This is a genomic window from Streptomyces sp. NPDC093109 (assembly GCF_040701725.1).
In the GTDB taxonomy this organism is placed as follows: Bacteria; Actinomycetota; Actinomycetes; order Streptomycetales; family Streptomycetaceae; genus Streptomyces.
The window spans coordinates 27626-42968 of the sequence record NZ_JBFBEZ010000023.1; the positions used below are offsets into that span (position 1 = coordinate 27626).

The following is a 15343-nucleotide window of genomic DNA, read 5'->3' on the forward strand; positions in this document are numbered from 1 at the left end:
AACCGGCAAGCAGATTGCGTGAGTTTGCGGCACATGCGTTGACAGGGGTAGATGCCTGCCCGACGATCGGTTCACCGCACAATGATGAGCAAGTCGGTGAACGGGAGAGTGGCAATGAAGCTACGGTTCCTCGGCAAGAACTCCACTCCTGGAGACAGCCCCACCCTGTACGTCAGCGACCAGGACAGTTACGTGATCCAGGGCTGGAGGGTGTACGCGCGTGATCTCCTCGCACAACTCGACGTGCCCGATGGTCACACTGTCGTCGAGGTGCCGATCGAGCTGTTCGAACATCTCGTGAAGGACGGGGTGCCGTCCGGCGTGATCAGGAAACTGGCGGCCCCGATCATGCTCGTCACCGAAGAGGGAACGTGCCTTGTCCAGGGGCCGCGGATGTGCGACGCCGAGGCGCTGGGGCACATGCGCATGCCCGACTACGAGACCTGCGTCGAGGTCCCACGGTCCTCGGTCATTGCCCTGCTTGAGGAGAACGGTGAATCTGATCACCAGCGCCCAGCGCGACGAACTGTTCGACAGCTTCACCCATGACGCGTTCCATCTGGAGCTACGGGACGACTACGGGTCTCCGGTGGAGGACACTCCTTATGCCCGGTGGCAGCGAGGAGAGCCGGACGACTTCGGCTGGCTCGATCCCTGGATGGGGCGCATGAGGCGGGCCATCGGATCGGGTAAGTCGGTGCGACGGGTCCGAGTCGTATCCGAGCCGCACTCCCCGTACGTCAGGTGGGAGCACTCGCTCACCCGGCTGAACCTTGAGGCCGGCGAGGACATCCGCTGGGTTCCCCGGCACCAACTGCCCGAAGACACGCGCTTCCCCGTGACCGGCAACGACTGGTGGCTCTTCGACGACCGCCTGTTGGCCGTCGGTCACTTCGACCACGAGGGCCGGGTACTCGGGTCCGAGTTGCTGGAGGATCCCGAGACCGTGGCCGAGTGCATCCGCGTACGCGATCAACTCTGGGACATCTCGATTCCGCACGTGGAGTACAGGTTCTGACGCGTCAGTGAGCAACGAAGCGAAGGAACTCCGCGAGGCGCTGGGAGCCCGGCTGCGCACACTCCGCAAAGACGGCGGATTCGCGAGCGGCCGGGCATTCGCCGCTGCCACGAAGTGGCAGGAGTCAAAAGTCTCCCGGATCGAGAACGGCAGACAGAACGCCAGCGAAGAGGACATCCGTCTCTGGTGCCGTAAGGCCAATGCCCCGGACCAGATCGAAGATCTGATTGCCACCGTCCGGCATATAGAAGAACTGTGGCTGGAGTGGCGACGTCAGCTGTCGAACGGCGCTGCCCCAAGGCAAGAACGGGCGCTTCCGGTATACGCGAAGACAAAGGTCTTTCGTATCTGGCACCCCACGGTGATCTGGGGAACGCTCCAGACCGCCGAGTACGCGGCCGAAACGTTCAAGCAGGTCATCGACTACTACGAGATCCCCGACGATACCGAATCGGCCGTCGCGAAGAGGCTGGAGCGCCAGCAGTATCTGTACCGGGGTGACCGCATGTTCCATGTCGTTCTTGCGGAGCAGGCTCTCTACACCAATGTCGGCGGCCCGGACGTGATGAGAGGCCAACTGGACCGACTCCTGGCCGTAATGACGCTGCCCCGATTGAGCCTGGGGATCGTACCGAAGCAGGCGGAGATGCGGATCTGGCCCGGAAACTCCTTTTCGATGTTCGACAGCAAGCTGGTACTCGTGGAGACGTACTCGGCAGAGCTTTCCGTCTCTCAGCCGCGTGAGATCGCCCTTTATGCCAAGGCGTTCGACCTGCTGAAAGCATCTGCCGTTTATGGCCGACCTGCCAGGGGACTGATCGGGTCGGCTCTCGACGCACTGGGATAGAGCCCTGCTCCGGCCGTGGATTTGATGCCGACGGATCGCTCTGGATGCGTGTGCGTGTGCGCGGGGGCGGGCACGGTGGTCGTGGTGGCCGGACTCGCCGTCGGTACGGTGCTGCTGACCTGGCGTCGCCGGCTGCGGGTCAGTACCAAGAGGTAGACAGGGGTGGGCCGGTGGCGGGGGTCGTGGACGTGGGGCCGCCCCTCCTGGTGTGAGTGTCGCGTCTCCGGGACAGGTGTAAAGGGCGCTCCTGCGTCGCGTCGGCTGCGCCGATTGCGCTTCGCTGCACCCTTGACACCTGTCCCGGAGTCGCAAGTGCGGCTTATCGGGAGGGGCGGCCGGGTGGGAGGGGGTTGCCCCGGGGGCCGGTTGTTCTGCCGCTCGGTTCGGGGTCCGGCGGGCCGGTGGGCCCTGCGGGGCTGCGCGGCAGAGGAGAGGGGCGGTCCGACACCGGCTCGGCGGCTGACAGTCCGTTGTTGGTTGCGACTCATGCCCCGCCGGTCGCTCCGGGTGGGGGAGGGGTTGATGGGGCATGTGCGGCGGTAAGTGGGCTTCCGGAGGCGGTCTTTGCCTCCAGAAGGGCGTCTAACGCACCTGAGGACACATGTGTCGTCCGGAGGGGCTCCCAATGTGCCCGTCATACCATCCCATATGGGGCATATTGGCGGGGGTGGGGTGCTTGATCCCGAGGACTGTGACGTTGTAGCCGTCTGACGTGCCGGAAGTGGCTCTAACGTCGCACTCCTGCTCTCGGGCACCGCCCGGAAACCCCGCGCCGGCCCGGGGACCCCGACCGGACAGCAACTCCCGCCCAGCTCCCGGGCACCACAACGCAACAGTGACCAGCGGGGCATGAGTGCCGGCCAACCGGCGGCCGTCAGCCGCCGAGACAAGCCCAGCAGCCCCATGCCACTGCCGCGCAGCCCCGCAGGGCCCGCCCGCCCGCCGGACCCTGAGCCGAGTGGCAGAACAGCAGACCTCTCGGGCCCCCTCACCCCCCGGCCGCCCCTCCCGAAAAGCCGCACTTGCGCCGGAAGGGCAGGTGTCAAGGGTGTAGCGAAGCGTAATCGGCGCAGCCGACGCGACGTAGGAGCGCCCTTTACTCCTGTCCTGGAGGCGCGAAACTCACAGCTGGAGGGGCGGCCCCACGTCCACGACCTCCGCCACCGGCCCACCCCTGTCTACCTCTTGGTACTGACCCGCAGCCGGCGACGCCAGGTCAGCAGCACCGTACCGACGGCGAGTCCGGCCACCACGACTACCGCGACCGCCACGGCCACCGTGCTCGCGCGGGGTAGGGCTGATCCCGGTCCGGAGTCGTCGCCCGTCACGGTGAGCGTGATGGTGGCCTTGTCGTTGGACGGGGCCTTGTCGAAGGGGCGGGCGGCGCCGGCGAGTGCTGCTGAGCCCTTGGCGCCGTCCACCTTCTTGTCCATCCGTACCTTGAACGTGTACGTCTCGCTGCCGCCCTCGTCCACCCACGACTGGCTTGTGCCACACGTGTAGCTGCCCGCCGCCTTCTTGGCGCAGTACCCGTTGGCCTTGGTGACCGTCGTACCCGGTGGCAGGTCGATCAGCAGGTCGGTGGCGGATGTACCGAGGTCCCTCAGCACCCAACCCGGCCCGGTGTTGGTGAAGGTGACCTTCAGATCGACCGTGTCCCCCACGGCCCCCTTCATCTCCGCGCCGGAGACCTGGAAGTCGGCGGTGTTGTCCGCCGTCACCGTGGTGTCGGCAGCATCCCAGCCACCGCGCCCGCCGGTCGCCGGGATGTCGTCGGGCCGCTCGACCAGCTTGACGGCGGCGCCGGTTCCGCGCACCGGCGCCGAGGCGTTCTCGTCGGAACCCATGAAGTCGGTCCTCACGACCACCCGGAGCCGGTCGTACAGGGCGTGGTCGGTGGCTTTGAGCGTCAGCGGCCTTTCCGGCGCGTAGACGGCACCGGGCTTGAGGGGCTGGTCGAACGCGCAGACCGCGTCCGACTTGCCGGGCTCCTCGTCGTGTGAAGGGACAGCGTAGAGGGAGCAGTTGGAGGGAAGCTCGGTGTGGCTCAGCCCGCGCGTCACGCTGTACGACAGATAGATCTTGTCCAGTGCCTCGATGCCCGTGTTGGTCAGTGTGACCGGCACCTCGAAGCTGCTGCCGGGCTTGATCCCCTTGATCAGGTCGAGCCTGCCGAGGGCGACTTCCGGAATGGGGTCAGCGGCGGTTGCGGGACCGGCACCGAGCGCGAGCAGCGCGACGGCCCCGACCGCCGCGGCGCCCCGTCGGAGCGTACGGCGGCCGGAGGAGGTCTGGACCGTTCGCGTCACGGCCTGCCGGCGAAGGCGATGAAGTCCGTCCAGGCGGGGGTGGGGACCTGGAGGGCGGGGCCGTGGCTCCTCTTGGAGTCGCGGATGTGGATGGTGGTCGTGGCCATGGCCACTTCTACGCAGTCCCCGCCGTCGGAACCGCTGTAGCTGCTCTTGGACCAGGCCAGGCCGGACAACTGGGACGCCGCGTCTTCGGTTTTCATAGTTCTCCTGCCATACGCTCGATCAATTGCGCCGACGCCTGCGCGCTCAGGGCCTGCGCGCGCAGCTTGCCATAACGGAGGGCGAAGCCACTGACCTGCGCGGCGTCGGTGACCACCAGACCCACCCCCTGGGACTCGATGTAGCCAACCTGGCGGTGCTCCAAGGTCTCCATCAGGACCATGGGCCCATTTAGACCGAGATGGAATCCTCGTTCCGATGGCATTACCTGGATCTCCACGTTGCGCATCGACCCCTGCTTCAACAGGTGCAGAAGCTGGCTCTTCATGATGCTGCTACTGCTGCCTGCCATGCTCGTCAGGGCCGACTCTCCGATGATGAAACAGGTGTCCACCATAGGCGTTCTCGTCAGCAGCTTCTGCCGGTTGATCCGGGCTTCGAGGTTCTGCTCGATCATCTCCTCGCTGAGTGGAGGAGTGTGTGCCGAGAACAGAGCCCTCGCGTACCCCTCGGTCTGGAGCAGACCCGGGATCAGTAGGGGCTCGTAGCACGTGCGACTGATGGCCTCTGTCTCGATGAGGGCGAAGTCCTGGAAGAACAAAGGGAGTTTTGCGAGATCCACATCATCTTGCAGCGCGTTCAACGTTCCCTGCGCGTCCAGTGTCACCTCGGCTTTCTCCGTGAACGCGGCCTTCGCGGGCCTGCGGCCCTGCTCGATCGACGCGACCAGTTCGACTGAGTAGCCCACCGCCTCTGCAAGCCCCTCCTGTGTCAGCCCGGCCCGATTCCGGAAGAGCTTCACGAGCTTTCCGTAACCCACCCAGATGGCCGGCCTGTCGTCGTTCTGTGAACGTACTCGCTTCTGTTGGCTGGTTCCCATACGTCTCACACCCCAATGTGTGTGCCGATGCAGGCATTGCCTTTTGTGCTGCAACGCCCGGCTCGCCGGGACCGTTACGGCTCGCGACCCGTACAAAAACCGCCCCGCCCCGTACACGGCCACCTGGTACGGCCATCCTCCCTGGTGAGGCTAGCCGTGCAACGGGACCGTCACCCTATGAAGTCGGAAACTCCCCCCGCCGCCGTCTCCGCCGTCTCCACCGGCCCCGCCCTCCCCGCCGAGCTGGTCTCCCCGCCACCCCTCGTCCCCCTGTACCCGCCCTCCCGGATCAGGCTCAGTTCCAGCCATCGCGGCGCCCGTCTCGCCCGGTTGCTCGCCACGCAGCAGCTCGACGAGTGGGGGATTCCCCGTTCGACGTCCGACTCCGCCGTGATCGCGGCGGTCGTCGCCGAGCTGGTCGCCAACGCCGCGACCCATGGGCGTACCCCCGGGCGCGACTTCGAGTTGCGGATGACGCTCGCGGCGGAGCTGGTACGGGTCGAGGTCGTCGACACCCGGCCCGACCGGCTGCCCAAGGCGCCCGGGATCTCGCCCCGGCCGCCGGCGTTCTCGACCAGCGGGCGTGGGCTGCTGCTCGTCGCCGCCTACGCCGACCGGTGGGGGTGGGCCGTGCGCGACCCGTACACCAAGGTGGTCTGGGCGGAGGTGGAGTGCCGGGGGGACCTGTGACGCCGGGTGCGGAGGCGCCCCCCATCCCTTCCGCACCGCCATCCGGTAGCTCCCACGGATCCGTTACGGTCCCGTCACGGCCCCGGTATGATCGCCCACCGCGCGACGCCGGTGACGTCCGCCACCGTCGGTCGCACGCCGGCTGTGCGGCACAGCAGCTCCAGGTCGTACTCGAAGGCGGCGTTCAACGGGTCGTCTGCGCCCATCGCGTCCAGCGCCGCCTGGACCTCGGGCGTGGTCGGTTCCGCGCTGCCGTTGTCGGAGTGGTCGGCGATCACCTCACCGTCGCGCGACACCACGAAGCTCGCGTCCGCGTTGACGCTCATGTAGCAGGACACGGCGAACGTGCCCCGGGACAGCTGCGGACTGCTGACCCCTGTCCACCCGTTGTCCTCCACGAGCAGCGTGTGCGGGCCGAGCGCGAACGCGGCGACGACGAGGTCGTCGATGTCGACCCCTTCGATCTCGCCCTGCGTCCGCAGGTCGTCCCAGGTGCCGGTTGTGATGCGGTCGGGCTCGGCGCCCAGTCGGCGTAGTGCTTCGTCGGGTGTCGTGTGGTGGATGACGGTGGCGCAGTACGCCTGGCCGCCCGTCAGCTCGTCCATCCAGGATTCGAAGTCGTCGGCGTCATCGTCGTCGGTGTTGTCGGTGTCGTGGGATCCTTCGGAAGGCGGTGTCCCCGGCTCGGGTTCGGCCACCTCCGCACCGTTGCGCCACACCACGGTCCCGTCCGCGCGGCGCAGTTGGACCTCGCCCGCCAGCACCCGCAGCTCGTCGGCCGGACCGCCCAGCTCCTTTTCCACACCGCCGTCTTCGGCCCGGACTCGCAGCATGCCGTCCTCGTCCAGCACCAGTGCCGACCGCTCCGCGTCCCACCCGCACGCGTTCCAGATCCAGTCTCCGTCGGCGGCGTGGAGCACCAGCCGTCGGTCCTCCCGGTGGACCAGCACCGTGCTCCCGTCGGCGGAGGTGAGTGACTGGCGCTGGAGCGTCTGCCCCCGGCGCAGCACCGAGCCGCGCGCGGTCGTGCCGCGCGCGGTGTTCATGCCGGGCCCGGTGTTCATGCCGGGCCCGGTGTTCGTGCCGGGCCCGGCGCAGGACGTGTGCGCGTCCACCGCCCAGACCTCCACGCCGCCGGTGTCCCGCAGCGACACGCGGCCGTCGTCACCGACCACGAGCCGCCGCCCGCCCGAACCCGCCGTTCCGGAACGCCACACCGTGGCGCCGTACGGATTGCGCACCGCCAGGTCGCCGTCGACCGTCAGCTCGGCCCAGCCGCCACCGGACCACCCGGTGCCGGTGGACCACACCGCGCGGTGCGCCGGATTGCAGTGGAGCACCAGGTCGCCGTCCTCCTGGTGGACGAGTGTGTGGGTCCCGGAGGGGGAGGTCAGCGACTGGTGGCGCAGCCGCCCGCCGGCGCCGAGTTCCGGACCGCCGTACGCGTGTGGCTCCGCCGGAGGCAGCGTGGTTTCGAGGGTGAGCCTGCGCTCGGACCAGAGCACCGAGCCCTCGGAATCCGTCAGACAGAGCGTCCAGCACCTCGACTTACCGCCTTCCGGCAGTAACCGCCAGGTGAGTACGGTCTCGTTCTGCTCCAGCCAGTGGACCAGCGGCCCGGACAGGGTGTAGCTCATCCCGCCGTTCCTGGAGTGCTCGCAGACCCGCAGCGAGCCGTCCTGCTCGCGGGCGACGGTCCGGCGCAGCTTTCCGTCCTCACGCAGCAGGAAGCGGTCGGCGGTGATGTCGGCCGCGGGCGCGGAGCCGTGCGTCGCCCGCGCTTCCACGGGGCCGGTGCGGGAGTTGAACAACCGGACGCGCGCTCTGTCGAGCAGCTCCAAGTCACCCGCGTCCGTGAGGATCAGTTCCTGTGCCCCGCTCGCGGCGATCCCCGACCGCCAGATCGTCTCGCGGTCCCCGTCCACTCTCTCGACCTGTATCTCGTACCCGTTCCCGAGCAGCAGGTCCCCGGCCACGGGTCGCCCCTCCTCGCCCGCCCGCCAGGTGGTCCCACCCGTTCTCGTGTCCGTGAGAACCGCGGCACCGTCCGTGTCGTAGTGCAGCACGAACCGCCCGGACGGCGACCGCAGCGGATCGTCCTCCCGAAGACGCTCGAACTGGTTCAACTCCCGCATGGTGGCACTCCCTCGCCAGGCGAATCGCCAGGTCAATGCCGGGCGAACCTTCGACGCCACCGATCCTGCCACCGACCACTGACAATCGGCCGGGGCGCGGCATGGCGGGGCACGGAGCTGGGGGAGGTGGTGGAGCTGGGGGAGCTGGAGCGGCACCGCGGCCGGACCGTCGAGGCCCTCGACGGTCCGGCGCCACCACAAGACCCGGCCAACCGCGACTCGTCTAGAAGTCGTCGTCGAAGCCGACCGTGCCCTCCACCGCCACCTGGTACGCCGACGGACGCCGCTCGAAGAAGTTCGTCAGCTCCTGCACGCCCTGCAACTCCATGAAGGAGAACGGGTTCTGCGAGCCGTACACCGGCGGGAAGCCCAGTCGCTGGAGGCGCTGGTCCGCCACGCACTCCAGGTACTCGCGCATGGACTCCGTGTTCATACCGGGCAGGCCCTCGCCGCACAGGTCGCGGCCGAACTGGAGCTCCGCCTCGACCGCCTCCTTGAGCATGTCCGTGACCTGCTGCTCAAGCTGCTCGTCGAAGAGCTCCGGCTCCTCCTTGCGTACGGTGTCCACGACCTCGAACGCGAAGTTCATGTGCATCGTCTCGTCGCGGAACACCCAGTTCGTGCCCGTGGCCAGGCCGTGCAGCAGCCCGCGCGAGCGGAACCAGTACACGTACGCGAAGGCGCCGTAGAAGAACAGCCCCTCGATGCAGGCCGCGAAGCAGATCAGGTTGAGCAGGAAGCGACGGCGGTCGGCCTTCGACTCCAAGCGGTCGATCTTCTCTACCGAGTCCATCCACTTGAAGCAGAACTGCGCCTTCTCGCGGATCGACGGGATCTCCTCGACCGCGTCGAACGCCGCCGCCCGGTCGTCCGGGTCGGGCAGGTACGTGTCCAGCAGCGTCAGATAGAACTGGACGTGCACGGCCTCCTCGAAGAGCTGGCGCGACAGGTAGAGCCGCGCCTCCGGGGAGTTGATGTGCTTGTAGAGCGTCAACACCAGGTTGTTCGACACGATCGAGTCGCCCGTCGCGAAGAACGCGACCAGCCGGCCGATCATGTGCTGCTCGCCCGGTGTGAGCTTGGCCAGGTCGGTCACGTCCGAGTGGAGGTCGACCTCCTCCACCGTCCAGGTGTTCTTGATCGCGTCCCGGTAGCGCTCGTAGAAGTCCGGGTAGCGCATGGGCCGCAGGGTCAGCTCGAAGCCCGGGTCCAGCAGGTTCTTCTGTACGGAAGTGCTGGCGGAAGTGTTGTTCGTCATTACTGGCATGCCTCGCAGGACTCGGGGTTCTCCAGGGAGCAGGCGATCGCGTCCTCCGTGGACACTGCCTGCGCGGGTACGGGAGCGGCCGTGGCCGTGGCCGGCTCCGGCCTTGACGCCGTCTGCTGCGAGCCCGCCGCCCGTGCGATGCGCGTCGCCGGGCGCGACCGCAGGTAGTACGTCGTCTTCAGGCCCTTCTTCCAGGCGTACGCGTACATCGAGCTGAGCTTCCCGATGGTCGGAGTCTCCAGGAACAGGTTCAGCGACTGGCTCTGGTCCAGGAACGGCGTACGCGCCGCAGCCATGTCGATCAGGCCGCGCTGCGGGATCTCCCACGCCGTACGGAACAGCTCCCGCACCTCCGCCGGGACCCAGGTGAAGCCCGCCACCGAGCCGCTGGACTCGCGCAGCGCCTCGCGGGTCTGCGCGTCCCAGACGCCGAGCCGCTTCAGCTCGTCCACCAGGTACGAGTTGACCTGGAGGAACTCGCCCGACAGCGTCTCGCGCTTGAAGAGGTTGGAGACCTGCGGCTCGATGCACTCGTACACGCCCGCGATCGAGGCGATCGTCGCCGTCGGGGCGATGGCGAGCAGCAGCGAGTTGCGCATGCCGGTCTTCGCGACGCGGGCGCGCAGCGCGTCCCAGCGCTCCGGCCAGGTCAGCTCCACGTCGTAGTGGTCGGGGTGCAGCACCCCGCGCGCGGTGCGCGTCTTCTCCCAGGCGGGGAGCGGGCCGTTGCGCTCGGCGAGGTCGCAGGACGCCTCGTACGCGGCGAGCATGATGCGCTCGGCGATCTTTGTGGAGAGCGCGGCGGCCTCGGGGGAGTCGAAGGGCAGGCGTTTCTTGAAGAAGACGTCCTGGAGGCCCATCGCGCCCAGGCCGACCGGGCGCCACTTGGCGTTGGAGCGGCCGGCCTGCTCGGTCGGGTAGAAGTTGATGTCCACGACGCGGTCGAGGAAGGTCACGGCCGTACGGACGGTCTCGTCCAGGCGCTCCCAGTCGATCTCGCCGTCGGCTTCTCTTACGAACGCGCCCAGGTTGATCGAGCCGAGGTTGCAGACGGCCGTCTCGCCGTCGTCCGTGACCTCCAGGATCTCCGTGCAGAGGTTCGAGGAGTGGACGGTGTGGCCGGGCTCGGCGGTCTGGTTGGCCGTACGGTTCGACGCGTCCTTGAAGGTCATCCAGCCGTTGCCGGTCTGCGCGAGGGTGCGCATCATCCGGCCGTACAGCTCGCGCGCGGGGAGGGATTTACGGGCCAGGCCGGCCGCTTCCGCCTCGCGGTACGCGGCGTCGAACTCGTCGCCCCACAGGTCGACCAGCTCCGGCACGTCGGACGGCGAGAACAGCGACCAGGTGCCGTCCGTGTCGACCCGGCGCATGAACTCGTCGGGGATCCAGTGCGCGAGGTTTAGATTGTGCGTACGACGCGCCTCCTCGCCCGTGTTGTCGCGCAGTTCGAGGAACTCCTCCAGGTCCGCGTGCCAGGTCTCCAGGTAGACACAGGCCGCGCCCTTGCGCCGGCCGCCCTGGTTGACGGCCGCGACGGACGAGTCGAGCGTGCGGAGGAAGGGGACGATGCCGTTGGAGTGGCCGTTCGTCCCGCGGATCAGCGAACCGCGCGAACGGATGCGGGAGTACGACAGGCCGATCCCGCCCGCGTGCTTCGAGAGCCGCGCCACCTGGTGGTAGCGGTCGTAGATGGAGTCCAGCTCGTCCAGCGGGGAGTCCAGCAGATAGCAGGAGGACATCTGCGGGTGCCGGGTGCCGGAGTTGAAGAGCGTGGGGGAGGAGGGGAGGTACTCCAGCCGGCTCATCAGCGTGTAGAGCCGGCCGACCTCGGTCACGGCCCGGTCGCTGTCGTCCTCGGCGAGGCCGGCGGCGACGCGCGCCATGAAGTGCTGGGGGGTCTCGATGACCTGGCGGGTGATCGGGTGCCGGAGGAGGTAGCGGCTGTAGAGCGTCCGGAGCCCGAAGTAGCCGAAGCGGTCGTCGGCGGCGGGGTCGATCATCGCGTCGAGCCGGTCCGCGTGGAGCGCCACGAAGGAGGCCGTACGGTCCGCGATGAGGCCCTCGCGGTGGCCGACGGCGACGGAGGCGGAGAACGACACGGCGCCCTGGGTGGCCGCCTCGTCCGCGATGGCGCGCGTCAGCAGTCCGGCCGCGAGCCGGGAGTACGCCGGGTCCTCGGAGATCAGCCCGGCCGCCGCCTCGGTGGCGAGCCCGCGCAGCTCGGCCGCGTCCGAGCGGGCGTTCCGGCCGCGCAGCGCGGCGGCGGCGACCCTGCCCGGATCGGTGTCGGGCAGATCGGCGGTCAGCTCGGTCAGGGTCCGCAGCAGCGCGGTGCCGGGACCGTCGGACGGCTCGGCGACCACTGCGGAAAGGTCCGCTGCGGAAAGGACTGAGGCCGGATCCGCTGGCGCGATGCTCACGGGGTGCTCTCCCTCGCTCGGCTCCGGGCCTGTACGGCGGGAGGGGAACGGGGGATCGCGGGCGCGGCGGTACGGCCCGGAGGCGGGCAGCACAGCGCGGCGCGTCCACCGGCCCAACCGCGAGGCCCGGACGTCTGGGCGTCCGGTTCGGGTCGAGCCGGACGCACCGTCGGCAGGTACCCGGACTCATGAGGGTGCGGCAAAGCGCACCATCACACACCGTTGCGGGACAGTTCCGGATTCGCACCGGATTCCCCTGCGTCGACAGCGAGGTTGAGCATACATCTGGGGGGCGGCTGCGATGCCACCCCCCAGATGTTGTGTCGCACGTCATTCTGGCGGCCTGTGTCAGACCTCATCGCTATCGTCGTACGCACTAGGAGGTGTCCCCTGTGACGGTCATCGATTACGAGTCCCCGATCCTTCCCGATGAGTTCGACGAAGCCACTCGTGTACTGGCCCGGACCACCCCGAGTATTCGGCTGGAACTCATCGACGGGAGGATCAGGAACAGGGTCCTGCCAGATGGGGACCACGGGCGCATCATGCAGTGGCTGACGCGCGTCTGTGTGCGGTCATGTCCCGAGCTGTGGCTCTATCCCCGGCAGGGACTCCAGGTACAGGCGTACCGGAAGGGCCGTGCCCGACCGGATGGCTCGGTGGCGCCCAGCGGCGCCTTTGTCGGTCAGGGCGAGTGGGCCGATCCGGCGCCCGTGCTGATGGCGGTGGAAGTCACCTCGTACGACTCGGACACCGACAGCCGTGACCGGGTCGAGAAGCCCCGGGCCTACGCCGAGACCGAGATCCCGCTCTATCTGCTGGTCGACCGCGAGCGCTGCGAGGTGACGGTCTACAGCGAGCCGGACGGCGGGCGCTACGAGAATGCCCACACGGTGCCGTTCGGCAAGGAGATCACGCTCCCTGACCCGGTGGGTGTCACGCTGGAGACGGAGCAGCTCAAGAACTGGGTGCGCTGACGCCGGGGGCCGGGGTGGCCCGGCTCCCGTAGTGGGTGCCGGGCCGCCCCGGCCGGGGCGTGATCCCGCTCAGCAGCAGCGGAAGCCCTCGCGGGGGTCTGCCTCGCGGGCGTCTGTGCGGGTGCGTTCGAAGGTTCGGCGGTCCATGATCTGGGCCGTGGGGGCGTGGGTTCGGGTGTGGGTGACGTAGTGGTCGTACGCGGATTCGCCGGTCAGCTCGCGTACGTACCAGCGGATCCGGGATGCTAGGTGGCGCAGCCGGGGGGTTGCCATCACGGGGTGCCGTTTCCGGTGCCTGCCGCCACCTTGGAGGCCTCAGCCGCTTCCGCTTCCGCTTCCGCCGCTGCCAGTTCCGCCTTCTCCTCCTGCGTGGGGATCAGGCCTGCCGGGGCCACGATCCGGGACTTGACGTACGGGGTTTCGGAGAGTTTCACGCTCTCCGGGTGACGGATCGCCTTGACGCAGACCCGCCCCGCGTCCGCCAGGACCACCAGGATGAGCAGCGCGAAGATCGCCGTGAGGACGCCGTCGACGAGGGAGTTGGTGACGACGGTGTGCATGTCGTCCATCGACTTGGCGGGTGGCAGGATCTCGCCCCGGTCGATGCCCGCCTGGTAGACGTCCCGCTGGGTGAAGAAGCCCACCTTGGGATTGTCGGAGAAGATCTTCTGCCAGCTCGCCGTGAGGGTGACGGCGGCGTCCCAGGCCAGCGGTACGGCGGTCACCCAGGCCCATTTCAGCCGGCCGGACTTGATGAGCAGCGTCGTGCAGACGGCCAGCGCCACCGCCGCCAGCAGCTGGTTGGCGATGCCGAAGAGCGGGAACAGCTGGTTGATGCCGCCCAGCGGGTCGTGCACGCCGACCCAGAGGAAGTAGCCCCAGCCGCCGACCACGACCGCGCTGGCGAACCAGACGCCCGGCTTCCAGCTGACCTGGCGCATCGGCTTGTACACGTTGCCGAGCATGTCCTGGAGCATGAAGCGGCCGACGCGGGTGCCCGCGTCCACCGTCGTGAGGATGAAGAGCGCCTCGAACATGATCGCGAAGTGGTACCAGAACGCCTTCATTCCGGCGCCGCCGATCACGGACGAGAAGATCTCCGACATGCCGAGCGCGAAGGTCGGCGCGCCGCCCGTCCGGGACAGCAGGCTGGCCTCCTCGACGTCCTTGGCGGCCTGCGCGAGCTGGTCGGGCGTGATGGTGAAGCCGAGGTTGGCGACCGCCTGGGAGGCGGATTCGACCGTACCGCCCATGAGTCCGGCGGGGGAGTTGACCGCGAAGTACAGCCCGGGGTCGATGATGCAGGCCGTGATCATCGCCATGATCGCGACGAACGACTCGGTCAGCATCGCGCCGTACCCGATCATCCGGATCTGCGTCTCCTTCTGGACCATCTTCGGCGTGGTGCCCGAGGAGATCAGGGAGTGGAAGCCGGAGAGCGCGCCGCACGCGATGGTGATGAAGACGAACGGGAACATCGAGCCGGCGAAGACCGGGCCGTTGCCGCCGCTCGCGAACTCCGTGACGGCGTCCATCTTCAGCGTCGGCAGCGCGATCACCACACCGAGCGCGAGCAGCACGATCGTGCCGACCTTCATGAACGTCGACAGATAGTCGCGCGGCGCCAGCAGCAGCCACACCGGCAGTACGGAGGCGAGGAAGCCGTACGCGATCATCCAGATGACGAGGGTGCCGGCCTCCAGCGTGAAGGTCCCGGCCAGCGACGACTCGGCGATCCAGCCGCCCGAGACGATCGCGAGCAGCAGCAGCGCCACCCCGATCAGCGAGACCTCGGTGACCCGGCCGGGCCGCAGCACCCGCAGATACACGCCCATGAAGAGGGCGATCGGGATGGTCATGGCGATGGAGAAGACGCCCCAGGGGGAGTGGGCGAGCGCGTTGACGATGACCAGCGCCAGCACCGCCAGCAGGATGATCATGATGACGAAGACCGCGATCAGCGCGGCCACCCCGCCGAGCGGCCCTATCTCGTCACGGGCGATCTGGCCGAGCGAACGGCCGTCGCGGCGGGTGGAGAAGAACAGCGTCACCATGTCCTGCACGGCGCCCGCGAAGATGACCCCGGCGACGATCCAGATGGTGCCCGGCAGATACCCCATCTGCGCGGCGAGGACCGGGCCCACCAGCGGCCCGGCGCCCGCGATCGCCGCGAAGTGGTGGCCGAACAGGACGCGCCGGTCGGTGGGGTGGAAGTCCACACCGTTGTCCAGCCGTTCGGCCGGGGTGGCGCGGGTCCGGTCGACCTTGAGCACGCGGTTCGCGAGGAAGCGCGAGTAGAAGCGGTACGCGATGGCGTACGAGCCGAGCGCGGCGGCCACCATCCAGGCGGCCGAGACCTCCTCGCCCCGGGAGAGCGCGAGCACGCCCCAGCCGGCCGCGCCCGCCAGGGCGACGAGCGACCATATGACGATCGATCTCGTTGTGAGGCCGCTACGGGCCTTGTCCGGTGCGGTGTTGGGCGGTGCGGGCTCTGTCACGGCGGTTCCGTCCCCTCACTCGGTGATCACCTGCGGTCACGCGCAGGAAATCTAAGCGAGACGATCGGGCGCCGTCACCCCCTGTCGCCGGATCTGCACAGAAACAGCGTTTCCGGCCGGGCGGGCCTGGCCACGCACCC

13 protein-coding genes and 1 riboswitch are annotated in these 15343 nt (G+C 68.5%); of the genes, 5 read left to right on the forward strand and 8 right to left on the reverse strand.

What is annotated here, in order from left to right:
- Positions 1 to 114 precede the first annotated feature (114 nt).
- From AB0389_RS22185 to AB0389_RS22195, 3 genes are read left to right on the forward strand one after another with little or no spacing between them, the layout of a single operon-like run.
- Entirely contained in the window at positions 115 to 549 is a 435-nt protein-coding gene (locus tag AB0389_RS22185) for a hypothetical protein (protein WP_366397176.1), read from the forward strand.
- Positions 494 to 1018 carry a DUF6879 family protein gene (locus tag AB0389_RS22190; RefSeq protein WP_366397177.1) on the forward strand — a complete coding sequence of 175 codons (525 nt, stop codon included), beginning with the start codon at positions 494 to 496 and terminating at the stop codon, positions 1016 to 1018. Before AB0389_RS22185 ends, AB0389_RS22190 begins: the two co-directional genes overlap by 56 nt.
- 7 nt (positions 1019 to 1025) lie before the next feature.
- Complete coding sequence (locus AB0389_RS22195; RefSeq protein WP_366397178.1) at positions 1026 to 1865, forward strand: helix-turn-helix transcriptional regulator; 840 nt, start codon at positions 1026 to 1028, stop codon at positions 1863 to 1865.
- A 1178-nt stretch (positions 1866 to 3043) separates the two neighbouring features.
- Here the strand turns inward: AB0389_RS22195 and AB0389_RS22200 are convergent.
- Genes AB0389_RS22200 through AB0389_RS22210 form a run of 3 tightly spaced genes read right to left on the reverse strand, consistent with a single transcriptional unit; the run spans position 3044 to position 5216 of the window.
- Positions 3044 to 4174, reverse strand: a complete 1131-nt coding sequence (locus tag AB0389_RS22200) for a hypothetical protein (RefSeq protein ID WP_366397179.1) — start codon at positions 4172 to 4174, stop codon at positions 3044 to 3046.
- Positions 4171 to 4377, reverse strand: a complete 207-nt coding sequence (locus AB0389_RS22205) for a DUF397 domain-containing protein (RefSeq protein ID WP_366397180.1) — start codon at positions 4375 to 4377, stop codon at positions 4171 to 4173. The genes AB0389_RS22200 and AB0389_RS22205 overlap by 4 nt, the downstream gene beginning before the upstream one ends.
- Positions 4374 to 5216 carry a helix-turn-helix transcriptional regulator gene (locus AB0389_RS22210; protein ID WP_366397181.1) on the reverse strand — a complete coding sequence of 281 codons (843 nt, stop codon included), beginning with the start codon at positions 5214 to 5216 and terminating at the stop codon, positions 4374 to 4376. The genes AB0389_RS22205 and AB0389_RS22210 overlap by 4 nt, the downstream gene beginning before the upstream one ends.
- Before the next feature lie 177 nt (positions 5217 to 5393).
- Here AB0389_RS22210 and AB0389_RS22215 point away from each other — a divergent pair, with 177 nt between their 5' ends.
- Complete coding sequence (locus AB0389_RS22215) at positions 5394 to 5906, forward strand: ATP-binding protein (protein WP_366397182.1); 513 nt, start codon at positions 5394 to 5396, stop codon at positions 5904 to 5906.
- Between the two features lie 74 nt (positions 5907 to 5980).
- Here AB0389_RS22215 and AB0389_RS22220 read toward each other — a convergent pair whose 3' ends face one another.
- From AB0389_RS22220 to AB0389_RS22230, 3 genes are all read right to left on the reverse strand, one after another.
- A complete protein-coding gene (locus tag AB0389_RS22220) occupies positions 5981 to 8041 on the reverse strand; it encodes a DUF6461 domain-containing protein (RefSeq protein WP_366397183.1) in 2061 nt (686 codons plus the stop codon).
- 223 nt (positions 8042 to 8264) lie between these two features.
- Positions 8265 to 9299, reverse strand: a complete 1035-nt coding sequence (locus tag AB0389_RS22225; RefSeq protein ID WP_366397184.1) for a ribonucleotide-diphosphate reductase subunit beta — start codon at positions 9297 to 9299, stop codon at positions 8265 to 8267.
- Entirely contained in the window at positions 9299 to 11728 is a 2430-nt protein-coding gene (locus AB0389_RS22230) for a ribonucleoside-diphosphate reductase subunit alpha (RefSeq protein WP_366397185.1), read from the reverse strand. Before AB0389_RS22230 ends, AB0389_RS22225 begins: the two co-directional genes overlap by 1 nt.
- 153 nt (positions 11729 to 11881) lie before the next feature.
- Positions 11882 to 12052: riboswitch (cobalamin riboswitch) on the reverse strand.
- A gap of 68 nt (positions 12053 to 12120) precedes the next feature.
- Between AB0389_RS22230 and AB0389_RS22235 the strand changes: the two genes are divergently transcribed.
- On the forward strand, positions 12121 to 12705 hold the full coding sequence (locus AB0389_RS22235; protein WP_366397186.1) for a Uma2 family endonuclease: 585 nt from the start codon (positions 12121 to 12123) through the stop codon (positions 12703 to 12705).
- A 69-nt stretch (positions 12706 to 12774) separates the two neighbouring features.
- On the opposite strand, the gene AB0389_RS22240 is transcribed toward AB0389_RS22235, so the two are convergent.
- Together AB0389_RS22240 and AB0389_RS22245 are read right to left on the reverse strand one after the other, a co-directional pair.
- Entirely contained in the window at positions 12775 to 12978 is a 204-nt protein-coding gene (locus tag AB0389_RS22240; protein WP_366397263.1) for a YbdD/YjiX family protein, read from the reverse strand.
- Positions 12978 to 15203, reverse strand: coding sequence for a carbon starvation CstA family protein (locus AB0389_RS22245; protein WP_366397187.1), 2226 nt, complete (start codon positions 15201 to 15203; stop codon positions 12978 to 12980). The genes AB0389_RS22240 and AB0389_RS22245 overlap by 1 nt, the downstream gene beginning before the upstream one ends.
- Positions 15204 to 15343: the final 140 nt, after the last annotated feature.